Annotated in this window: 25 protein-coding genes and 1 pseudogene; 15 read left to right on the forward strand and 11 right to left on the reverse strand. The window is 58.8% G+C overall.

Annotated elements, in window-relative coordinates:
- The gene (locus HWN36_RS00840) at positions 1-339 is read right to left on the reverse strand and encodes a HEAT repeat domain-containing protein (protein WP_246269802.1); all 339 of its coding nucleotides are present in this window, start codon (positions 337-339) and stop codon (positions 1-3) included.
- A gap of 95 nt (positions 340-434) precedes the next feature.
- Here HWN36_RS00840 and HWN36_RS00845 point away from each other — a divergent pair, with 95 nt between their 5' ends.
- Complete coding sequence (locus HWN36_RS00845; protein ID WP_176787444.1) at positions 435-908, forward strand: peptidylprolyl isomerase; 474 nt, start codon at positions 435-437, stop codon at positions 906-908.
- Between the two features lie 4 nt (positions 909-912).
- Here HWN36_RS00845 and HWN36_RS00850 read toward each other — a convergent pair whose 3' ends face one another.
- On the reverse strand, positions 913-1332 hold the full coding sequence (locus HWN36_RS00850) for an SET domain-containing protein (protein ID WP_246269803.1): 420 nt from the start codon (positions 1330-1332) through the stop codon (positions 913-915).
- A gap of 96 nt (positions 1333-1428) precedes the next feature.
- On the opposite strand from HWN36_RS00850, the gene HWN36_RS00855 reads away from it, so the two are divergent.
- The 4 genes from HWN36_RS00855 (at position 1429) to HWN36_RS00870 (ending at position 5231) form a co-directional block, all read left to right on the forward strand.
- Complete coding sequence (locus tag HWN36_RS00855) at positions 1429-1797, forward strand: hypothetical protein (RefSeq protein ID WP_176787446.1); 369 nt, start codon at positions 1429-1431, stop codon at positions 1795-1797.
- A 39-nt stretch (positions 1798-1836) separates the two neighbouring features.
- On the forward strand, positions 1837-2598 hold the full coding sequence (locus HWN36_RS00860) for an exodeoxyribonuclease III (protein WP_176787447.1): 762 nt from the start codon (positions 1837-1839) through the stop codon (positions 2596-2598).
- A 334-nt stretch (positions 2599-2932) separates the two neighbouring features.
- Positions 2933-3664, forward strand: a complete 732-nt coding sequence (locus HWN36_RS00865; RefSeq protein ID WP_176787448.1) for an SAM-dependent methyltransferase — start codon at positions 2933-2935, stop codon at positions 3662-3664.
- 46 nt (positions 3665-3710) lie between these two features.
- Positions 3711-5231 carry an MBL fold metallo-hydrolase gene (locus tag HWN36_RS00870; RefSeq protein ID WP_176787449.1) on the forward strand — a complete coding sequence of 507 codons (1521 nt, stop codon included), beginning with the start codon at positions 3711-3713 and terminating at the stop codon, positions 5229-5231.
- 20 nt (positions 5232-5251) lie between these two features.
- On the opposite strand, the gene HWN36_RS00875 is transcribed toward HWN36_RS00870, so the two are convergent.
- Positions 5252-5557, reverse strand: coding sequence for a ferritin family protein (locus tag HWN36_RS00875; RefSeq protein WP_176787450.1), 306 nt, complete (start codon positions 5555-5557; stop codon positions 5252-5254).
- A gap of 88 nt (positions 5558-5645) precedes the next feature.
- Between HWN36_RS00875 and HWN36_RS00880 the strand changes: the two genes are divergently transcribed.
- The 5 genes from HWN36_RS00880 to HWN36_RS00900 are packed head-to-tail and all read left to right on the forward strand — an operon-like array spanning position 5646 to position 9446.
- Positions 5646-6137 (forward strand): hypothetical protein, encoded by a 492-nt coding sequence (locus HWN36_RS00880; protein WP_176787451.1) that lies wholly within the window; start codon positions 5646-5648, stop codon positions 6135-6137.
- Positions 6138-6179: 42 nt separating this feature from the next.
- Positions 6180-7067 (forward strand): glycine betaine ABC transporter substrate-binding protein, encoded by an 888-nt coding sequence (locus tag HWN36_RS00885; RefSeq protein WP_176787452.1) that lies wholly within the window; start codon positions 6180-6182, stop codon positions 7065-7067.
- 11 nt (positions 7068-7078) lie between these two features.
- Entirely contained in the window at positions 7079-8206 is a 1128-nt protein-coding gene (locus tag HWN36_RS00890) for an ABC transporter ATP-binding protein (protein ID WP_176787453.1), read from the forward strand.
- Positions 8206-8847 (forward strand): ABC transporter permease, encoded by a 642-nt coding sequence (locus HWN36_RS00895; protein ID WP_176787454.1) that lies wholly within the window; start codon positions 8206-8208, stop codon positions 8845-8847. The genes HWN36_RS00890 and HWN36_RS00895 overlap by 1 nt, the downstream gene beginning before the upstream one ends.
- Positions 8841-9446, forward strand: a complete 606-nt coding sequence (locus tag HWN36_RS00900) for an ABC transporter permease subunit (protein ID WP_176787455.1) — start codon at positions 8841-8843, stop codon at positions 9444-9446. The genes HWN36_RS00895 and HWN36_RS00900 overlap by 7 nt, the downstream gene beginning before the upstream one ends.
- Positions 9447-9448: 2 nt before the next feature.
- Here HWN36_RS00900 and HWN36_RS00905 read toward each other — a convergent pair whose 3' ends face one another.
- Positions 9449-9925 (reverse strand): pyridoxamine 5'-phosphate oxidase family protein, encoded by a 477-nt coding sequence (locus HWN36_RS00905; protein ID WP_176787456.1) that lies wholly within the window; start codon positions 9923-9925, stop codon positions 9449-9451.
- Between the two features lie 58 nt (positions 9926-9983).
- Positions 9984-10268, reverse strand: a complete 285-nt coding sequence (locus HWN36_RS00910; protein ID WP_176787457.1) for a DUF427 domain-containing protein — start codon at positions 10266-10268, stop codon at positions 9984-9986.
- A 184-nt stretch (positions 10269-10452) separates the two neighbouring features.
- Here HWN36_RS00910 and HWN36_RS00915 point away from each other — a divergent pair, with 184 nt between their 5' ends.
- Together HWN36_RS00915 and HWN36_RS00920 are read left to right on the forward strand one after the other, a co-directional pair.
- On the forward strand, positions 10453-11061 hold the full coding sequence (locus tag HWN36_RS00915; protein ID WP_176787458.1) for a hypothetical protein: 609 nt from the start codon (positions 10453-10455) through the stop codon (positions 11059-11061).
- A gap of 148 nt (positions 11062-11209) precedes the next feature.
- Positions 11210-12808, forward strand: a complete 1599-nt coding sequence (locus HWN36_RS00920; protein ID WP_176789535.1) for an IS1634 family transposase — start codon at positions 11210-11212, stop codon at positions 12806-12808.
- A gap of 173 nt (positions 12809-12981) precedes the next feature.
- On the opposite strand, the gene HWN36_RS00925 is transcribed toward HWN36_RS00920, so the two are convergent.
- From HWN36_RS00925 to HWN36_RS00945, 5 genes are all read right to left on the reverse strand, one after another.
- Positions 12982-13650, reverse strand: a complete 669-nt coding sequence (locus HWN36_RS00925) for an amino acid ABC transporter permease (RefSeq protein ID WP_176787459.1) — start codon at positions 13648-13650, stop codon at positions 12982-12984.
- Positions 13643-14416, reverse strand: a complete 774-nt coding sequence (locus HWN36_RS00930) for an amino acid ABC transporter ATP-binding protein (RefSeq protein ID WP_218133166.1) — start codon at positions 14414-14416, stop codon at positions 13643-13645. Before HWN36_RS00930 ends, HWN36_RS00925 begins: the two co-directional genes overlap by 8 nt.
- Before the next feature lie 4 nt (positions 14417-14420).
- The gene (locus HWN36_RS00935) at positions 14421-15098 is read right to left on the reverse strand and encodes an ABC transporter permease subunit (protein WP_176787460.1); all 678 of its coding nucleotides are present in this window, start codon (positions 15096-15098) and stop codon (positions 14421-14423) included.
- Positions 15099-15223: 125 nt separating this feature from the next.
- Positions 15224-16021: an ABC transporter substrate-binding protein gene (locus HWN36_RS00940; RefSeq protein ID WP_176787461.1), complete on the reverse strand. Its 798-nt coding sequence runs from the start codon at positions 16019-16021 to the stop codon at positions 15224-15226.
- Between the two features lie 114 nt (positions 16022-16135).
- The gene (locus HWN36_RS00945) at positions 16136-16438 is read right to left on the reverse strand and encodes a hypothetical protein (RefSeq protein ID WP_176787462.1); all 303 of its coding nucleotides are present in this window, start codon (positions 16436-16438) and stop codon (positions 16136-16138) included.
- 159 nt (positions 16439-16597) lie between these two features.
- On the opposite strand from HWN36_RS00945, the gene HWN36_RS00950 reads away from it, so the two are divergent.
- Positions 16598-17542 (forward strand): IS5 family transposase, encoded by a 945-nt coding sequence (locus HWN36_RS00950; RefSeq protein WP_176787338.1) that lies wholly within the window; start codon positions 16598-16600, stop codon positions 17540-17542.
- Here HWN36_RS00950 and HWN36_RS00955 read toward each other — a convergent pair.
- On the reverse strand, positions 17437-18372 hold the full coding sequence (locus HWN36_RS00955) for a PAS domain-containing protein (protein WP_176787463.1): 936 nt from the start codon (positions 18370-18372) through the stop codon (positions 17437-17439). The genes HWN36_RS00950 and HWN36_RS00955 overlap by 106 nt on opposite strands.
- A 178-nt stretch (positions 18373-18550) precedes the next feature.
- On the opposite strand from HWN36_RS00955, the pseudogene HWN36_RS00960 reads away from it, so the two are divergent.
- Both HWN36_RS00960 and HWN36_RS00965 read left to right on the forward strand, forming a co-directional pair.
- A pseudogene (locus tag HWN36_RS00960) lies at positions 18551-19428 on the forward strand (IS5 family transposase).
- A gap of 137 nt (positions 19429-19565) precedes the next feature.
- On the forward strand, positions 19566-20063 hold the full coding sequence (locus HWN36_RS00965; RefSeq protein ID WP_176787465.1) for a metallophosphoesterase: 498 nt from the start codon (positions 19566-19568) through the stop codon (positions 20061-20063).
- Positions 20064-20071: the final 8 nt, after the last annotated feature.

The following is a 20071-nucleotide window of genomic DNA, read 5'->3' on the forward strand; positions in this document are numbered from 1 at the left end:
TTATCCGCCCCCGAAGACCTTCTTTTTCAGGATATCGTACGCCTCAGAGGCGATCTCCCTGACATCGTCGTCCTCGTCCCGGATCGCCTCCAGCAGGGGGCGCTGGCCCCGTATGTCGCCGATCTGACCGAGCGCCCATGCTGCTTTTTTTCTGACACGGGGGTCGGGGTCCTTCATCGCCGCGATCAGGGGCTCGACCGCACGCTCGTCGCCGATCCTGCCGAGGGCGTCGGCAGCACCCCAGCGGTACTCGGGGCGCTCGTGGCTGAGGTTCTTGAGGAACGCCGCCACCATCATCTCCCGCTCGGCCGCCCGCCGGTCGGCCTCTTCGCCGCTCATACCCATACCCTGCCCTCTCTGTCGGCCCCCCACAAAAAACCCGCGGCCGGGAAGGACTATTATGGAAACCGTCTATTGGATCATGAGGATCCATCATGGACACACACCCAGAAGGAACAAAGGTCGTCCTCCATACCACCATGGGAGACGTCACCATCCAGCTCTACGGCGACATGCCGGTCACCGCAGGAAACTTTGAAAAACTCGTGAAGGACGGCTTTTACAACGGCGTCATCTTCCACCGCGTCATCCCGAATTTCATGATCCAGGGCGGCGACCCGACCGGCACCGGCACGGGCGGACCCGGCTATGCGATCAGGGACGAGTTCTCCTCCTCCAACCGGAACGACCGCGGCACGATCTCGATGGCGAACGCCGGCCCGAACACCGGCGGCTCCCAGTTCTTCATCAACCTGGTGGACAACAACTACCTCGACCGCCAGCACCCGGTCTTCGGCAGGGTGATCGCGGGCATGGACGTCGTCGATGCCATCGGCAAGGTGCCGACCGGCCGCCAGGACCGGCCGCGCACCGAGGTTGCGATCGTCACGGCCGAGGTCGTGGCATAAACACTCACGCTTTTTCTCTCATCTCGAACCAGACCGGGTCCCTGCAGTCGATCTCCCCCATATAGTTGATCGTGATCTCCTCGCCTGCCGCGATCGGGCGGCACGCCGTGACCATGACCGTCCCCGCGGCAAAATTGCGCACGTGGTCGGCGTTTGGACGGTAAGAGTGGTTGTAGAGCGACCCGAACCCGAGGGCGATCGCGCACCCATCGTCCCCCTCTCCCCAGGCAAAATAGTAGTTGAAGAGTTCGGTCCGGTCCAGGAGGGTCGCCGCCTCAGCCCCGCCGCAGACGATCACCGGGCAGACCTCGATCTCCTCGCCCGGCGCATACGCCCGTGCGGCAAAGACGCCGCGGCCGCGCCCCGCGGTGAGGCCGACGTAGATCGCCGGCCGCTCAATGCAGAGTTCTTTTTCCGGTTCCATTGCAGTAGTGAGAGATCGCACTCCAGGGAGATGAAGGTGGCGGCCTACCCCCATCCTCACGTTTATCATCCCGGCTCTGAAATTTTATAGTGATATATGGATGTAAATTTCAAGCGCTACGGGCTCTACCTGGTCAGGTGGCAGCTCTCCACCCCCATCCTCGCCGGCGTGCTCATCATTCTCGCCACCATGGATGCCCTCATCGCCACCATCATTGCCAACCTCATCGGCGGTCTCATCTTCTTCTGGGTCGACCGCTTCATCTTCACCTCGAAAGTGCTCGACGCCCAGTGGGAAGTAAAGGACAACATCGCCTGCGTCGACTGCGGTAAGGTCTGCCGGGGATACCGCCTGGTAAAGACGCCGAACTACGACAAGACCGACGATAGGGAGCCGGAGTTTCGGTGCGAGGAGTGCTCCCGGAAGAAGTCCGAGGAACTCAGAAAACGCGGCGTCAAACTCTAAACCCCTCCTTTTTTTACCCTCCTGCCCCCACTCTTTCTGATGAGGCTCCTCTCCTGGAACGTGAACGGGATCAGATCGGTCCACAAGAAAGGGTTCTGCGAATGGTTCGGTCGGGAATCACCTGACATCCTCTGCATCCAGGAGACAAAGGCGCAGGAGGAGCAGATCCCGCCGGAGATCCAGTCCCCTCCGGGCTATCACGCCTACTTCTCCTCGGCCAAGCGTAAAGGCTACAGCGGCGTCGCCCTCTTCAGCCGCGAAGAGCCCCTTTCTATCACAAGAGACTTCGGGGGGCGGTTCGGGGACGAGGGACGCATCATCATCGCCGAGTACCCGGCGTTCACCCTCTTTGACATCTACTTCCCGAACGGCAAGTCATCAGGGGAGAGGCTTGCATACAAGATGGCGTTCTACGACGCCTTCCTCTCCTCTGTCCGGGTCATGATCGAGGAGGGGCAATCGGTCGTGGTCTGCGGCGACGTGAACACCGCCCACCAGGCGATCGACCTCGCCCGCCCGAAAGAGAACGCAAAAATTTCCGGGTTCCTCCCGGAAGAGCGCGCCGCCCTCGACCTCTGGACCGAGAGCGGGCTCGTCGACACCTTCCGCCTCTTCACCGGGGAAGGGGGGCACTACACCTACTGGGACCTCAAGACCCGGGCCCGCGACCGGAACGTCGGGTGGCGGATCGACTACTTCTTCGTGAGCCGCAACCTCGCCCCGGCGGTAAAAGATGCCTTCATCCTCCCCGATGTCATGGGCTCAGACCACTGCCCGATCGGGATCGAGATCGAACCCTGAAGGGGCGGTGCGCCGGCCCCCCAGACCGGCCCATAAATCCTCCTTAAATCCTCCGGATTCCGGCATACTCCCTGGATCTTCGAGATATCAGAGATAGATTTATGCCCTGACCTGCAGACCCAGAGATCATCCGATCAGGAAAGGAGGTGAACCTTCTATGTCGAAAGAAAACCAGAAGAAAGCCTCACCCGCGGGAAAGGCTGCCCCGGCCGCAAAGGAGAATGCGCCGGTCAAGAAGAGCACCAAGTCGAACAGACTCTGACGGGGTGGCCCCCCGTCAATTTTCCTCTTTCACTCGAATGACCTATATCCGCCCCCATCCTTTCTTCTTCACATGGACTACTTCGATCTCATCTCGATCTCCACCAGAAACAGGGCGATCATGAACCCGACGACGCCTGAGAAGGTGGTCATGGCCGGGGAGATGGCCTGCCTCACCGCCGGGGAGGAGGTGATCGAGTTCGGGTGCGGCTATGCCGCCGTCCTCGCCCTCTGGGGAGAGCGGTTCGGGATCGCTGGCCGCGGCATCGATATCAGGGAGGACGCCTGCGAGCGGGCAGAAGAGAGCCTCAGAAACGCCGGCCTCGCCGGAGAGATCGAGATCTCCTGCGCCGATCTCCTGGATGAGACGCCCGATCGTCTGTACGACCTTGCAGCCTGCGTGGGTTCGTCCCATATCTGGGGCGGCTTTTCTGCGGCCCTCGCCGCCATGGCAGCATGGCTCGCTCCTGCGGGAAGGATCGTCATCGGCGAACGCTACTGGGCAAAAGAGTCGGTCCCGCCATCGTTCTCGCGCGAGTGGCCAGAGGTGCTCACCGAGTACGAGATCTTCTCCGCGGCGCGAGAGGCCGGGTTCGAGGTCAGGGGCGCCTTCAGGGCGTCGCCCGAGGACTGGGACGCCTACGAGTCCTCGAACTGGGGCGGGCTCCTCCAGTGGCTCGAGGAGCACCCGGACGATCCCGGGACCGACGAGGTGCGGGAGTACCTCCACCGGATCCAGGACGAGTATGCGGGCTACGGCCGCGAGTACATGGGGTTCGCCCTCTACGTCCTCGTCCCTGCCTGAACCATCACGAACTATATGAGGGCGTCTGTCCAACGCTAAACCGCCTATGGAGTCACAGGAAGAGAAATACTCCTTTATTGCACGCATGCCCGACCGCCCGGGCTCCCTCCAGCGTGCGGCAGAGATCATCAAGCGCTATGGCGGCAATATCAACCGGATCCAGTTCAGCCGGTGCATCGACCCCTCGACGGTCTTCTTTGAGGTCACGGCCCTGCCCCAGGACTATATCGCCGTGCAGTACGAACTCTCGGCCATCGGCTACCTCCAGACCGGCCTCCCCGCGATCAGTTTCCTCAAGTTCCACGCCCACCTCCCGCACACGCCGGGAGCGCTCTCGGACTTTCTCGCCCTGACGACAGAGGCCGGGGCGAACATCGCCCATATCGACTTCGACGACGCGGGAAAACACCCCGACCGCCTCACGGTCAGCCTCAGCCTCGAAGAGAGCGGGAAGGTCGAGGCCCTCCTCAACGCCCTGAAGTCGCGCTACCCCCTCGAGATCCTGGACTACGACACCACCGGCAACACCCTCGACGAGACGGTTTTTTACATCTGCTTTGCCCAGCGCCTCAGAACGATGATCGGGTCGGCCGAAGACCCCTTCCTCCTCACCCTCCTCCAGGAGATCAACCACATCGTCCAGGAACTGACAAACCGGGGCGAAGACCCCCTGCAGGTCTTTGCAAGCATCATCGAGGTCGGGGAGACGCTGAACCGGACCTCGGGCGAGGGTTTCTACGCCGACATCCAGAAAATCGAGGTCACGCCCGGGGTGACCCTCTTCTGCTTCCAGCTCCCCGGCGGCGGGAACATCTTCCTCTTCGAGACGCCGGACGAGGCGATGATGGTGGACACCGGCTACGGCATCTACTATCCCGACGTGATCGAGATGTTCCGCAACTACGGCATCGGCGACGGCACCAGACTGAAGCGGATCGTCATCACCCACGCCGACGCCGACCACTGCGGTGCCGGCGGGTTCTATGACATCCCGGCCTTCATGCACCGGGGGACCGAGGCGATCATCAGGAGCCAGAACCGCGCCACCGGGTCGCCGTCCGAGTCTTCCATCCTTGAAGCGGTCTACACCACGATCATCAATCTCTTCTCCAGGTTCAACCCGCCTGAGAACTACACTCTCTTCGACCGGCCTTCAGGGGAGAGGCGGGGGATCTTCCCGGTCCTCGGCCGCTTCTCGTTCGGGGGCCTGACCTTTGAGGTGCTGGAGGCCCTGGGCGGGCATATTCAGGGCCTGGTCTATCTCTTCTGCCCTGAGGCCGGTCTGCTCATGACCAGCGACACCGTGATCAACTTCGGCAGCCTCACCGAGGCGCGGAAGAAATACAACTCTCTTGCCGATTTCCTGGTCACCTCAGTCAACGTCGACTCCGGGGTGGCAAAGCAGGAGCGCCGCGCCCTCCAGGAGATTGCCGCCGGCGTGGACGCCGCCCTTGCCGGCACCGGCAGGCGCTGCCTGATCTGCGGCGGCCACGGTGCGGTCTCGGTGATCGAGGAAGGAACACTCGTCACATACGGCGAGATCGAGCACTACGCCCGCCGGGCGTAGAAAAAAAGTGATGGGAAAGATTATTTTTTCAGTTTTTCAATCTCTTCTTCGACTTCCTTTGCGCCTTCCTGGTAGAACTTCTCCTCTTCGGGGTAGAGTTCCTTCAGGAGCCTGAGGAACTCTCCGGCATGGACGAGTTCCTCCTCTGCGATGTCGTAGAGGACTTCCTTTGCGAGCTCGTTGTCGATCGACTCGGCGAGCTGCTGGTAGATCTGGACCGCTTCGTATTCAGCGGCGATCTGGAACCTGATTGCCCGCACAAGTTCCATGTCGGTCAGTTTCCTGCCATATGCGTTCCCGGAGAACGGGTTGGTAAATTCCGGCATAATAGATCCTCTATTCATGAGAATATCATAAATAGTTTCCCTCAGCAGCCACCGCCAGAGAGATATAGGGTGCGGTTTATCGGTATGCATGGCGCAGATATCTGCCGCCCTCGTCAATCAGCGTTTTCCGGCGATCAGCGGGCGGTCCCTCGCAGGAAATGAGGTGAAATTCCCGGACGATCTCTCCGGGAAGGTGACGCTCGTCGTCGTCGCCATGGAGCGCTCGGCGCAGCCGATGGTGGACTCCTGGATCTCCCCGTTCAGGGATGCCTTTGCAGGGCTGGAGGGGTATGCATGGTACGAAGTCCCGGTGATCGACCGGAAGATCGGGTTTTTTCTCTCGGGCATGATCGATGCGGGCATGCGGGCCGGCATCCCGCCTGCAGTGCATGGATCGGTGGTCACGGTCTACGGGAGCGCCCGCACCATCATGGACGCCCTGGGAATAGCAGACCATTCAACGGCATCGGCCTTCCTCCTCGACCAGCAGGGAATCGTGCGCCTGAGGGGCGAGGGGTATGCAGGGGAGGAGGCGATCAGGGCGATGCTCGCCGCGGCCCGCCGCCTTGCCGGAGAATAACCTTTAACATTCATGAACGGCATCCCTCTCCGGGGGAAGTATATGAAATGGTTACCCGTTTTCTGGGTCGTGCTGATCACCGTTGCACTCTGCGCCTCCGGGTGCACCGGGACCTCAGGACAGACCGTCGTGGTCGGGGGAAAGACGTTCAACGAGCAGTATATCCTTGCCGAGATGATCGCCCTCCTCCTCGAAGAGGAGGGGTATGCGGCCGAGGTGAAGGCGAACCTCAACGACGCCACCCTCTTTGAGGGGATAAAGAAGGGGCAGGTGGACGTCTATGTGGAGTACACCGGGACGGCGTATTCGCAGCTCCTCAAACTCCCGCCCATGACCGTCTGGGACCCTGACGAAGTCTATCTGAAGGTGGAAGAGGGGCTTGCCGGCGAGGCGATCACCGTCCTGTACGGGGTCGGGTTCAGAGACGACTACACCATCGCCGTCCCCGAGGCCTGGGCGGCTGAACTGAACGTGACGGCGATCTCCGACCTTGCGCCCCATGCAGCGGCGATGGACCTCGGGACCGACTACGTCTTTCCAGACCGCGAAGACGGCCTGCCGCAGCTGGGGCGGGTCTATAACTTCAGTTTCGGCAGGGTGCGGCAGATGTCCCCGACCCTGATGTACGAGGTGATCAAAAGCGGGGAGGTGGACGCGATCACGCCGTACACCACCGATACCAGGGTCGACCTCTACAACCTCAGGATCCTTGACGACGACCGCTCCGCCTTTCCGCCGTACCACGCCATCGTCGTGGCGAACGAGAAGATCGCCGGCGATCAGAAGGCGGTAGAGGCGCTCAGCGTCCTTTCAGAACGGATCGACTCCGGGACGATGCGTTCACTCAACTACCAGTTCGACGTTGAGAAAAAGGAGGCCCGCGATATCGCGCGCGGCTACCTCGTCTCTGAGGGGCTGATTGCCGGCTGATCTCCCCCCTTATGGCGACAGAACGGCTTTTTGACCGGATCAGTGCGATCGAACTCGCCGGGGTCACAAAACGCTACGGCGATGACGTCGCCGTGGACTGCCTCGACCTCAGGATCGAGGGGGGAGAACTGGTCATCCTGATCGGGGCGAGCGGGTCAGGGAAGACGACGACGCTGCGGATGATCAACCGGCTGATCGAGCCCGACGAGGGGCGGGTCACGATCAACGGCACCGATACGCGTGAGATCGATCCCGTCGCCCTCAGGCGGAACACGGGCTACGTGATCCAGCAGATCGGGCTCTTTCCCCATATGAGCGTCGGCGAGAACGTCGGCCTCGTCCCCACCATCGAGGGATGGGAGAGAGGCAGGATCAGGGCGCAGGTAGAACGCCTCCTCGACCTCGTCGACCTCCCCCCCGAGACCTATTACGCCCGCTTCCCGCGCGAGCTTTCCGGCGGCCAGCAGCAGCGGGTCGGCCTGGCGCGGGCCCTTGCGATGGACCCGCCCCTCCTCCTGATGGACGAACCGTTCGGCGCCCTTGATCCGATCCTCAGGAAACAGTTGCAGGACGAGTTTTCCAGGATCAAAGCCGACCTCGGCCGGACGATCGTCTTCGTCACCCATGACATCGACGAAGCCTTCAAGCTCGGAGACCGGATCGCGATCATGCACGATGCCAGACTGGTGCAGGTCGGCACCCCTGAAGACCTGATCTTCAACCCGGCTTCAGACGTCGTGGCGCATATGGTCGACGCCGACCGGAAGTTCAGACACATCGATACCCTCAGTGTCAGGGACCTGATGACGCCGGTCCTCAGGCGCCACCTCTTTCCCGCGGCGACCGGGGTGCACTCCGGTCTTGAGACGATGATGGCCTCTGACATCGGCGTGGCGATCGTCACGGACGGGGAGGAGGTGGTCGGGGCGGTGAGGCGGAGGGAGGCATATACCCGGCGGCACGAAGAACTCACGATGGGAGAGATTGCGGCGATGCCCCTCACCTTCTCCCCGCATGACGCCGGGTCGGCGGCGCTCGCCGAACTGAAGCACTCGGGGCACTCGTTCGGCCTGGTCGTCGACGATAAAAAGCCGGTCGGCCTGTTTCTCTCCGACGAAGTGCTGATGAGGCTGATCTGATGGACCTCTGGGCCGCCACCCTCGCCCTCTGGCAGCGCTACGATATCACCGCACGCACGGTCGAGCACCTCTCGATGTTTGCCTGGGCGCTCGCCCTCTCGGTCGTCATCGGGGTTGTCCTCGGCATGCTCCTGTACAGGCGGGAACACACCTCCGGGTACGTCTTTGCATCGCTCAACACCCTTGAGACATTCCCTGATCTCGCACTGCTCGCCCTCCTGATCCCGCTCGTGGGCATCGGCGCCGCTCCGACGGTTATCGCGTGCATCCTGTACTCAATCCTGCCCATCGCACGGAACGCCTACACCGGGCTTGCGAGCGTCAGCGCCGAACACCTCGAGGTCGCCGCGGCGCTCGGCCTGACCGAACGCGAGACGCTCCTGCGGGTCAGGGTGCCGCTCGCCCTCCCCCTCATCGCCGGAGGCGTACGGATCGCCGTCGTCTTCACGATGGGGATCGTCACCCTCGGCGGCCTGATCGGGGCCGGTGGGCTTGGCGTCCCGCTCCAGACCGGGATCTTCAACAACATCCCCGAGATCGTCCTCCTCGCAGGGCTCTGGGTGAGCCTCCTGGCCGTCGTCCTCGACGGTGCGGCAGGGCTGATAGAAAAGATGCTTCACCGGAGGTACGGCGGGTGGTAGCAAGCACGATCGTCCTCTCTGCCACCGCCCAGCACGTCCTTCTTGCGTACTCGGCCCTCCTCCTCTCGATCGCCATCGCCGTCCCCCTGGCCGTCGCCTCACTCCACTCCCGCCCGCTGGCATCGGCGGTCATGACCGCCGCAAACCTCGTCCAGGCAATACCGAGCCTTGCGGTCGTCGCTTTCGTGGTCCCCCTCCTCGGCATCGGGTATTACCCGGCACTCATCGTCCTCGTCTTCAGGGCCCTCCTCCCGATCGTCAAGAACACCTGGATCGGGCTTTCCACCGTCGATCGGGGGATGATCGCCGCCGCAGAGGGCATCGGCCTGACCGGGTGGCAGATCACACGGTATATCAGGTTTCCTCTCGCCTACCCGGCGATCTTCGCCGGGATCAGGTTTGCCGCGATCCTGACAAACAGCGTGGCGGTCTTAACGGCGATCATCGGGAGCGGCGGTCTTGGCGGCCTGATCCTCGAGGGGATTGCAGGGAGCAACGTCACAAAACTGCTCTCCGGGGCGGTGCCGGCGATCCTGATCGCCCTGACGGTGGACCGTGCCCTTTCAGTCATGGAGAGGCGCCTTGAAAAGAAAAAATGAGGTTACAGGTTTTTTAAGGCCACAATATCGACGACGCCGGTCAGCTTCCAGATGTTGGAGCGCTCTTCCGATGCGATCGACTCGATCCGGTCGCCGGGTTTGTGGCCCAGGGCTGCAAGGATATTCATCGAGAGGTTCTTTTCCTTGATCATGTTCACAAATTTCTCCCGGACGACCTTTTTCTGGATGGAGTCCTCCTCCTGCCTGAGATATCCCTGCATGGTTACAAATGTGTAACATGACAGGTCTTTTGTGTATTTTTCCACCTCAACCGAGACGTACGGACTTTTCCTGAAGAGCTCATTCTTTCTGCCGTACTTTGTGGAAAGGAAGTAGAGAAACCGGCCGTCGAAGACATAGAGGAACGGGGCGATGTAGGGATACTTGTCACCCTGAAAGGCGATCCGTGCGATATAGCCCTCGGCAATGAGTGTATCGTACTCCCCCTTTTCCATCTTTGGGATTTTGACAATCTCCATGTATGCTCTCCTGATCGCCTTTTCTGTTCATCCAATTAAATACCTTTTCATTTGTCCCTCAGTCTGTCACCTTCACACCCTTCCAGAAGGCCACATAATTACGAATTTCTCTGGCCGCCGGTTTGGGATCGGGATAATGCCATGCAGCGTCCCTGTTTTCCTGACCCTCCACGACAACGGTATAGTAGTGCGCCTCTCCCTTCCAGGTACATGTTGTCCGCGTGTGAGACTCCTTCAGATACTCAAATCGTACAGATTCCGGAGGGAAATAGACATTTCCCTCCACCATCCTCACATCCCCGCTCTCGGCGAGGACCTGTCCTTTCCATTCTGCTCTCGGCATCCTTCTTCCCAGTCTTCGCTCGACTCCTGAAATATTAAGGTTTTGCTCCTCCGTACTCGCCGCAATGCTATCCCGGTGACATCCCATTCTCACGAATAAAAGTGATGCGGTCTTAAAAAAAGTCCCGGATAATTTTAGATATATTTAAATAGTTTTTTAACAAAAGCCGGGATGCGTGATAGCAATGTCCGAAAAACACTTTAGTAGATCCACAGCCCTCCTCTCCGGGCTTTTTGTGCTTCTCGTTGCGATCGCCTGCATGGCAGGCTGTACTGGCTCCGACTCGGGCGCGACCCCAACGACCCAGGCCCCTACTCCGACCGCCGCAGGGGGCGCCCCCGCGAGCGTTTCGGTCTCCGCGGTCCACTACAGCGAGCTGATAAAATACCTCCCTTCGGCAACGGCCAACTGGGAAACTGGCGATAAAAACGGCGGGACGATGTCAAGCAGTGAAGGGGCATGGAGCTGGGCCGAGGTTACCTATACCCAGACGACAAACCCCGACACCACAGTGACCGTCGTCATTCAGGACACGGCCGGGATGACCGAGGGCTACTGGACGATCTGGGATACGGCGACGGTTGTCGACACGCCCGACTTCTCCTGGAAGTCGACGACTATCAAAGGCTATCCGGCATGGGAGTTTGCCGACAAGACCTCAGACGAGTACACTCTGTATGTCGGGATCAACGACCGGATCATGGTATTCATCGACGTTTCAAACGGCAAAAAGGACTATCTGACGGTTTTCGGCAACCTGATCGACTTCAACGGGCTTGCCGCCCTCACCTGAGTGCGGCCGAAACATTTCCTTTTTTTGTCCGTATCCCAATGGTTAATCCCACCTTTCGCAGGAGCCCATCCACTTCCCCTAATTATCAAACCGCAAGATCCTTGTACTTTCAGGAAAAACCTCTCCTGTGCCCTCCTCTGCTGACTTCATCGAAGGCTCCAACATCTCGATCGGCCATCTCGGGCTCGTTGCCGGTGCCTTCGACACCCTCGGCATCGCCCCGGTTATCGACCGTGCCATCCCCAAAACGCGGCAGCATCATCTCACCCATGGAGATATCGTCAAGGCCATGGTGCTCAACGGTCTCGGGTTCGTCGAACGGCGCCTCTATCTCTATCCGGCATTCTTCTCGGATATCGCCATTGAACGTCTTCTTGGCGAAGGCGTGACCACCGCGCATCTTAACGATGACGTCCTGGGCCGGACGCTCGACGCGATCGCCTTATTTGGCCCGACCGAACTCTTCAACCAAATCGTCGCGGAGTGCCTGCTTGCCAGCGATTACGGTACGCACTGCATCCACGTCGATACCACCGCGTTCAGCGTCAGCGGCGACTATGACGTTGATTTCGATTCCCGTGACATGAATATCACCTACGGCCGTCCAAAGGACGGCCGGTGGGACCTCAAACAGTTCGTTCTCGGGATGGCAACCGATCAGCATGGCATTCCCCTCTTCGTGCAGACGTTCTCCGGGAACGAGTCGGATAAGAAAACGCTGATGGCGATCATCACCCAGCTCACCGAAAACCTGCAGCATCCGGGCAAGGTCTACCATATCGCTGACGCAGCGTTCTATACCGCCGAGAATCTCACCACCCTCGGCACCCATACCTTCTGGATCAGTCGGGTTCCGGCGACCCTGAACGAGGTCAAGGAGCTTGTTGCCGCAGAGGACCTCGCCCTGCAGCCGTGCGCGGACGAGCGCTACCAATATGCGGAGCATACATCCGAATATGCCGGCATCCCTCAGAAGTGGGTGGTATATCACTCGGCACCGATGCAGGAACGGCAGGAGAAGACGTTTGAAAAACGGCTGGAAAAAGAGAAGAAACAGGCAGAAACGTCGCTGCGGAAACTCGGTGCACGGGAGTTCGCCTGCGAACCGGACGCCCGCATGGCCGCCGAGAAGTGGCTGCAGGAGCACCAACAATTCTGCTTCAGCTCTCTGGACATCAGGACGATCACCCGGAAGAAAGAGAAGAAACCGGGTAGGCCGAAGGCAGATGAGCCGGTGGAGTTGGCCTATACGGTCGTTGCAGAGATTGAGCACGACCCCCGTGCTGTTGAAGAGAAGCGGCAGAAACTCGGGAGGTTTATCCTGGCGACGAATGACCGGGATCTCTCTCCCGATGAACTCCTGACGAACTACAAGGAGCAGGGCGCGGTGGAGCGGGGGTTCCGGTTTCTCAAGGATCCCTCGTTCAGGGTGGCGGAGATCTTTCTGAAGAAGCCGTCCAGGATCCAGGCACTGGCGATGATCATGGTGCTCTGCCTGTTCATCTATGCGATGACAGAGTTTCGGCTGCGCAGGGAACTGCAGAACGCCAGCGAAACGGTGACCGGACAGACGAAGAAGCAGACCCAGAACCCAACCCTGAAATGGACCTTCTTCCTCTTTCGGGGAGTCAGGGAACTGAGGTTTGGGGCAATAGATGGGGTAAAAGTGCTTGTTACCAATATGACCCCGGAATTGTGGAAGATACTCCGGTTGCTTGGGAAGGAGTATGAAAATTACTACTCATGAAAAAAGTGGTGCGGAATGTGGGTTCGTGATCCTGTGCAGGCATGCATGAAACCTTCAACCTCCCCGGAAGAATGCTGTCCGAGAAGAGCAGAGCCCCCTTTCAGGTCACTGAAACGAGGGGCATACTACCCTGTGGAAGGAGAACTGCCGCCCCACGAGATTGCAAGGGCGGCTCACTTCGAGACGAGTCCGGGTATCGCAAGTTTGCGCTCCAGGAAGCCGAGGGCGATGGTGGCGATGCTGACCAGGGCCAGGTAGAAGAGGCCGATGACCGTGAAGGTCTCAAAGAAGGCGAAGTACTTCGCTGCAACGAGCTTGCCCGCCCCGGTGATCTCGATCACCGTGATCATGTAGGCGAGGGAGGAGTACTTGATCAGGTAGATGAACTCGTTTGAAATGCCGGGAATCGCCCGGCGGAGCGCCTGCGGGAGGATAATGTGCCGGATCGCCTGGGCACGGGTCATGCCGAGTGCCGAGGCGGCGATCATCTGCCCCTCCTTGATCGAGAGGAGGGCGCCCCTGATATATTCAGAGTTATAGGCCCCGTTGCAGAGGATAAAACCGAGAACGGCAGCGATAAACGGGGTGAAGACGATGCCAAGCGAGGGAAGGCCGAAGTAGATGATAAAGAGGAGGAGGAGCAGGGGGCAGCCCTTTATGAATATGACATAGAGCCTGCAGACCTGGGAGACCAGTCTGCCGCCGTAGGTCCGCCCGACGGCGATGGCAATACCCATGAGCAGACCAAAAGGTGCGGCGAGGGCGATCAGTTCCAGGGAGATGATCCCGCCTTTGATCAGGGGCGGGAGGAGGACTTCGGTAAAAAAAGATGCCTCAATCATTCTTTGTTCCGGAATCTCCGCTATATTCGGTGAATCTCCCCACGAATTTCCTCGTCCGCTCGAAGGCCGGGCTCGCCGGGATCTCCGAGGGCGGTCCTCTCTCCACGATCAGCCCGTGCTCCATGAACAGCACCTCGCTCGCCGCCGAAAGGGCAAACCCCATCTCGTGCGTCACCACCAGCATCGTCATCCCCTCGTTCGAGAGTTTCTTCATCACCTCGAGCACCTCGCGCGTCAGCTCGGGGTCGAGCGCAGAGGTCGGCTCGTCGAAGAGGATCACGTCAGGGTCCATCGCAAGCGCACGGGCGATCGAGACCCGCTGCGCCTGACCGCCGGAGAGTTCGGCAGGGTAATGGTCGGCCCAGTCCTCCATCCCGACCTGCCGCAACTCATACAGCGCCTTTTCACGGGCGGCCTTCGGATCCATCCGCTTCACCTTCAGCAGGGCGACCTCGACGTTCCGCACCGCCGTCAGGTGATCGAAGAGATAGAAGTTCTGGAAGACCATCCCCATGCGCTGCCGGAAATAATTGATACGGGAACCCGAGTTCGTCACCTCCTCACCGTGCAGGAAGACGCGGCCCTGGTCTGGCACCGTCAGCTGGTTGATGCACCGCAGGAGGGTGCTCTTCCCGGTGCCCGAGGGGCCGATGAACACCTTTGTCTCACCTTTGCGCACAGAAAAAGAGACACCGCGGAGCACCTCACGGTCGCCATACGCCTTGTGGATATCTTCGACCTGTACTATGTATTCATCTGATTCCATATACCTACAGAGCTCCTTTTCCGAATCCCGGGATATTAACCCTCTTTTCAATCCATGCAAAGATCCACACGCCACCGTAGTTGAGGAGGATGAAGATCGCCGCCGCCACAAGATAGATCGTCATCGGTTCGGCAGTGAGCGCCACGATCTGGTCGGCGCGCGTCAGGATCTCCATCACCCCGATCGCATAACAGACGGCCGAGTCGGTCAGCAGGATCGGGTACTCGTTCGACCATCCGGGCAGGGCGATCCGCATCGCCTGCGGCAGGACGATGCTGGTGATCGCCTGGGGCGTGCTCATCCCGAGGGAGCGGGCCGCCGTCATCTGCCCCTCGCCGATCGACTGGATCGCCCCCCTGAAGATCTGCGACTGGTAGGCGCCTGACCTCAACCCGAGCACGGTGACCGCCACGAGAAACGGGGGAACGTCAAGGCCGAGAAGAGGATAGATCCCGAAGTAAAATAAGAAAAGGAGAACGAGGTTCGGCAGGCCCCTGAAGATCCATACATAGATCGCGATGACACCTCTGACCGATCGCGGGCCATAGACCTGTGCCACGGCCATCGGCACGCCCATCAGGAGGCCGACAAGGAGAGAGACGACGACAAGCCCGAGGGTAATTCCTGCGCCCGACAACAGATAGGGTACAGCCTGGAATACAAGAGCGACCGTATCTGTCACCCGGTCTCACCACCCGGCCTGAGAGGAAAGGGCGCCCGTGATATGTCAGCAGGATTCACGTCTCAGTAAAATTGTGCATGATCATTGAAATAGATAGAGGGGAGGTCGTCAGGCGGCCTCGCACTCTATTCCATCTCGTATTTCTCTTTCAGTTCGTCCCATTTCTCGGAGGCCATCAGTTTGGTGAGCCCCTCGTTGATGTCGGCCAGAAGGGCGGTATCTTCCTTCCTGACGGCGACACCGTACTCCTCGCCGGTCGGGATGGTCCCGAGCACCTTTAAGGGCTTGCCCTCGATGGACGTCCTGATCACCGGCACATCGTACATCACGGCGTCGACCCGGCCGTTCTGGAGGTCGGTGAGCGCGAGCTGGATGTTTTTATAGACCTTTACGTTCTCTTCAGGGAGCTTGCCGGTGGCGACCAGGTTCTCCTCGATCCAGTCATAGGCGGTGCATCCGCTCTGGGTGCCCATGACGACCTTTCCGTCCTTCACATCGTCCAGGGTCAGGGTCGAGTCCTCGCGGACGGCGACAGACTGGTTGACGATCCAGTAGGTCATGGAGAAGTTCACCTGCTCGAGCCGCTCGGGCGTGATGGTCATGCCCGAATAGACCATGTCGATCTTCTTCTGGAGCAGGGACGGTATGATGCTGTCCCAGTCCATCGCCTGGACCTTCACTTCAAAGCCCTGCTCTGCGGCAATCCACTCGATCGACTCGACATCGAAGCCGGTGGCGACGCCTTTATCGTCGATCCATGAGTAGGGCGGATAGGCCCCGTCGATACCCACAATGTACAGGGGCTTTTCGGCAGGAGCGGTCGTGGTCGGCTCACCCGAGGGTGAACTACTGGTGCAGCCGGATATGGCGATGGCAAGAACCATGAGGCCGGTAAGCGCGGCAATAAGAATCCGTGAATTCATAAAAGATGGTTCTCCCTATGACACTATATAACTCTTGTCAAATGTCAGGAATATAGGGGTTCAAAGGAAATGAATAGTGATAAACATTAATCTGATCAGATCGACGGCACCTCCTCATCCATAGTGTTTTCTGAGGAATGCCCGCACGTTCTCCGACTCGATCCAGCCACGATCGAGTTCTGTTACAAGGGCGTCGATCAGCCCGGCGGCCTCCAGGATCTGTACGGACGATGCCGTCTCCTCAAGGGAGGCGAGCCCCACAATGACGGCGAGCGGGTTTCTGATATGATCGCCCAGTGTGGCGAACTGCTCGATATTATGCCCTATCTGTTGTAAGGCATTCTTTTTGAGAGATTCAAGCCGTTCTCTCTCGGAAATATCCCGGGAGATCGAGATGACGACCTGCTCGCCGTCCATGGAGAAGAGAGAGGAGTTGATCTCGACCGGGATGATCAGACCGCCCTTCGTGATCTGGCGGGAGGTATAGACGACAGAGCGATCGATGCTCAGACTTTTGAGGATTTCGAAATACCTCCCTCCGAAAGTACTATGTATTCTCGGATCGATCCTTTTTCAATGAGCACATTCTTCAATTTTGCAATTCGGGACGAATATGCCAAACTATCTGAACTCGGGAACACCCTGGGTGAAGTCTCCTCTTTGATCGACTGGGATGCCTTCCGCCCCCTCCTTTCTGATCTGTACACAAATGACGAGGGAAAAGGCGGCCGTCCGAACTATGATGTTGTCTTCATGATCAAACTTCTCGTTCTTCAGCAGTGGTATGGTCTTTCTGATCCGCAGCTCGAACGTGAAGCATATGATCGCCTTTCTTTCCGCCACTTTCTCGGGTACCCGACAAAAATCCCTGATAATTCGACGATCTGGCTCTTCCGCGAACGCCTGATCGCAACGGGAAAAGATACGGCCATCTGGGGGGAGTTGCAACGTCAGATCGACCAGAAAGGATTGACGATCCGGCGAGGCGTGATCCAGGACGCAAGTTTCATCACCTCAGATCCCGGTCATGCGCGTGCAGATACCCCTCGCGGAGACCAGGCAAAAACGCGGCGAAGCCGCGATGGCACCTGGACGAAGAAGGGTTCGAAATCGTATTTCGGATACAAACTCCATATTCTCCTGGACAAAGATCATCAACTCATCAGACGGATCACAACAACGACCGCTGCTCTCCACGACAGCCAGATCGACCTCTCAGAGAAGGGGGAGACGGTCTACCGGGACAAGGGATATTTCGGCGTGAAGCCCCGAGCATCCATGGACAAGACCATGCACCGCGCCGTCCGAAATCATCCGCTTTCCCTCAAGGAGAAACGCAGAAACAAGGCAATCAGCAGGACGCGATCCCTGGTGGAGCGACCCTTTGCCGTGATCAAAACGGAATTTCGTGCAGGTTATGTCCGGGTGACAACCTGCGCACGAGCGCATGTCAAATGTCTCTTCTCGTGTCTTTCATTCAACCTGAAACAACTGCTGACAATTGAACGACAGACTGCTTGAGCGGTAGCTATCTTTCGTGAGAGAAAAAGGAGGGATAATAAAGTGAATTGAGAGGTGTGACGTAAAAATCGCGGGAATTCAACGAGGAATCGGGGGGTGAAGACCGATCTTTTGAAAAATGAGGGGGTTGATCGAAGTCCTCTTTTGAGGATCCTGAGGACGGCACCGATCATGTCTGATGGGACGAGGCTGAGCGGAGAGAGTTCCAGGAGTTCCTGCCGGGTATAGCCAAACCGGCTGCATGCAATATCATTGACTTCGAGCAAACGGTCAGGGACACGATCAGCAGAGAGGGAAAAGACAAGAACGGCATCATTTCCTTTGTTGAAGAGAAGGCGGTATCGCTCTTCGCTCTCCATGAAATGATGCTCGGCAACTTTCCAGCGGTTGATCCGCCTGAACAGATCCATCCTCCAGACACGACCGTCTTCTCCAGGAAAGGGCCTGCCCGAGTATTCTATCCAGAGGGGGCCCTCAAGGTGGGAGGCAATCCTGATCTCCAGAAGGTCGGAGGGAGGAGATGCATGGTGGAAATCTTTTGGAATGCCGCCCTGAGGCTCTATGAGCGCTGGCGAGACCACCTGCACCAGAAAGTCGGCGATCGGCATACCCTCGACCGTGTCCCTGCCAACACCGAAGAATTCTTCCAGCGCCCGATTGATCCAGCGGACCCGCCCCCCGGCGTCGATGAGGCAGATGCCATCATCAAGGAGATCGGCGAGGGGAGATGTCCCGGTTTCGGGCAACAGGGGCCTTCTCGGCGGCGTTCTTTCACCCCCATCGAGCGGGATTCCACATGTCCGGACTGCACCTTTCTGATGCGGGGCCATATATGGAAGGAATTTTCCACCCAATAGATTAAATAAATTTTTAAGCGACTGCTGTGTTGCATAAGTGCCACTACCGCACCCAAAGATAGAATATGCCGGAGGCCCCGTCATTCCCTCATGCCAAAGAACAAACGATGGGGCCGTCCGTACACCGACACTCGTGATTGGAGTATATATAATGAACGTCTGGTTCGCCGCGGCGAATTCTACCTCTCCCTTGATTTCATCGACCACTGGACTGATCTCGTTTCCCGGATGAACACCGGCAAGCCCGGTCGTCCTTTTCACTATCCCGAACCCTTCATCACCTGGATGGCTTTCATTCACGTCTTCCTGCAGATGCCCTATCGCCAGATGGAGGGTTTTACCCGGAAACTCTCTATCTTTATTCCTTCCCTTGTTTCAGCAGATTATACAACCCTTTTCCGCCGGATCAAGCGTCTTGATATCTCCCTTCGGGTTGATCCAACGATCCTCTCACGCAATGTCATCATTGCTGTCGATAGCACCGGGATCAAAGTCACCAACCGCGGGGAATGGATGCGGGAGAAGTGGAGGGTCCGGCGCGGATGGATCAAGGTCCATGCGATGATCGACATCGAAACCAATCAGATCCTTGGTCTAGAGGTCACCGACGAATCGGTTCAGGATGATGCACGGTGTATTCCCCTCCTGGATCAGGTCCAGCAGCACTGTGGCAGGGAGCATACCATACGCCGTCTTCTTGCAGATGGGGCCTATGACCGGAACGAGATCTTCAATACGCTCGAAAAACGCGGGATCCTATCGGGAATCAAGACGCGAACAGATGCAGCGACCAGATCCACCGGATCGCCCTATCGCGCCGAATGCGTACGGGAGCGAGTACGATTGGGGGGATATAGAGAGTGGGCACAGGATATCGACTATGGGATGAGATGGAAGGCTGAAGGAGTGTTTTCCAGTGGAAAACGAATATTCGGCGAAACGGTGAGGGCGACTTCGAAGGAGGGAATGATCCGGGAGGTGAAGATGAAAATGAACTGCTACAATATGCTGCTTACAATGGTGAAGTGAGCGAGACGGCGGAGAAAAGAGGGAGGAAGAGTACAGGAGAGAGTTATGCAACACAGCATAAGCGACATGATACCGCCGACCGGGAAAAGGGACGAGAGGGAAAAACCTATCATCCCCATAGCTCATAGGGGGGACATATGCTCGTCGGCATCATCGCAGATACCCACGACTGCCTGCCCATGATCAGACGGGCCGTCAGAGCGCTCAACAGGGAGAACGTCGAACTCATCCTTCACGCCGGCGACTTCGTCGCCCCCTTCGCGCTCAGGGCGATGAACGATTTTAATGCTGATGTTGTCGGCGTTTTCGGGAACAATGACGGGGACCGGGCCCTGCTTGCAAAGACTGCTGCCGAGACCGGTCGGGTGGACATTCGAGGCGACGTCGCAGAGTTCGAGGCCGGCGGCCTCACCTTCGGGCTGCTCCATGGCAGCAACGCCGGACCCCATATCTCCCTCCTCGATGGAGGCACCCTCGATGTGCTTGTCACCGGTCACACCCACCGCCCGCTGATCGGCCGATACGGCCGGACGCTTGCGATCAATCCGGGCGAGGCCTGCGGATACCTGAGCGGAATCGCCACGGCGGTCCTGCTTGACACAGAACGAAAAGAAACCCGCCTGATCCGCCTGTAATACCGGCC

The sequence above is a fragment of the Methanofollis tationis genome (assembly GCF_013377755.1).
GTDB classification, from domain to species: Archaea; Halobacteriota; Methanomicrobia; order Methanomicrobiales; family Methanofollaceae; genus Methanofollis; species Methanofollis tationis.

Bases quoted from the DNA above. Each gene is read 5' to 3' on its own strand.
- HWN36_RS00845 (WP_176787444.1), top strand. From the start codon at position 435: ATGGACACACACCCAGAAGGAACAAAGGTCGTCCTCCATACCACCATG.
- HWN36_RS00890 (WP_176787453.1), top strand. From the start codon at position 7,079: ATGGCGACAGAACGGCTTTTTGACCGGATCAGTGCGATCGAACTCGCC.
- HWN36_RS00885 (WP_176787452.1), top strand. From the start codon at position 6,180: ATGAAATGGTTACCCGTTTTCTGGGTCGTGCTGATCACCGTTGCACTC.
- HWN36_RS00965 (WP_176787465.1), top strand. From the start codon at position 19,566: ATGCTCGTCGGCATCATCGCAGATACCCACGACTGCCTGCCCATGATC.
- HWN36_RS00955 (WP_176787463.1), bottom strand. From the start codon at position 18,372: ATGGCCCCGCATCAGAAAGGTGCAGTCCGGACATGTGGAATCCCGCTC.
- HWN36_RS00860 (WP_176787447.1), top strand. From the start codon at position 1,837: ATGAGGCTCCTCTCCTGGAACGTGAACGGGATCAGATCGGTCCACAAG.
- HWN36_RS00865 (WP_176787448.1), top strand. From the start codon at position 2,933: ATGGACTACTTCGATCTCATCTCGATCTCCACCAGAAACAGGGCGATC.
- HWN36_RS00850 (WP_246269803.1), bottom strand. From the start codon at position 1,332: ATGGAACCGGAAAAAGAACTCTGCATTGAGCGGCCGGCGATCTACGTC.
- HWN36_RS00880 (WP_176787451.1), top strand. From the start codon at position 5,646: ATGGCGCAGATATCTGCCGCCCTCGTCAATCAGCGTTTTCCGGCGATC.
- HWN36_RS00895 (WP_176787454.1), top strand. From the start codon at position 8,206: ATGGACCTCTGGGCCGCCACCCTCGCCCTCTGGCAGCGCTACGATATC.
- HWN36_RS00945 (WP_176787462.1), bottom strand. From the start codon at position 16,438: ATGGACGGCGAGCAGGTCGTCATCTCGATCTCCCGGGATATTTCCGAG.
- HWN36_RS00875 (WP_176787450.1), bottom strand. From the start codon at position 5,557: ATGCCGGAATTTACCAACCCGTTCTCCGGGAACGCATATGGCAGGAAA.
- HWN36_RS00910 (WP_176787457.1), bottom strand. From the start codon at position 10,268: ATGCCGAGAGCAGAATGGAAAGGACAGGTCCTCGCCGAGAGCGGGGAT.
- HWN36_RS00930 (WP_218133166.1), bottom strand. From the start codon at position 14,416: ATGGAATCAGATGAATACATAGTACAGGTCGAAGATATCCACAAGGCG.
- HWN36_RS00870 (WP_176787449.1), top strand. From the start codon at position 3,711: ATGGAGTCACAGGAAGAGAAATACTCCTTTATTGCACGCATGCCCGAC.
- HWN36_RS00950 (WP_176787338.1), top strand. From the start codon at position 16,598: ATGAGCACATTCTTCAATTTTGCAATTCGGGACGAATATGCCAAACTA.
- HWN36_RS00840 (WP_246269802.1), bottom strand. From the start codon at position 339: ATGAGCGGCGAAGAGGCCGACCGGCGGGCGGCCGAGCGGGAGATGATG.
- HWN36_RS00855 (WP_176787446.1), top strand. From the start codon at position 1,429: ATGGATGTAAATTTCAAGCGCTACGGGCTCTACCTGGTCAGGTGGCAG.
- HWN36_RS00940 (WP_176787461.1), bottom strand. From the start codon at position 16,021: ATGAATTCACGGATTCTTATTGCCGCGCTTACCGGCCTCATGGTTCTT.
- HWN36_RS00925 (WP_176787459.1), bottom strand. From the start codon at position 13,650: ATGATTGAGGCATCTTTTTTTACCGAAGTCCTCCTCCCGCCCCTGATC.
- HWN36_RS00915 (WP_176787458.1), top strand. From the start codon at position 10,453: ATGTCCGAAAAACACTTTAGTAGATCCACAGCCCTCCTCTCCGGGCTT.
- HWN36_RS00905 (WP_176787456.1), bottom strand. From the start codon at position 9,925: ATGGAGATTGTCAAAATCCCAAAGATGGAAAAGGGGGAGTACGATACA.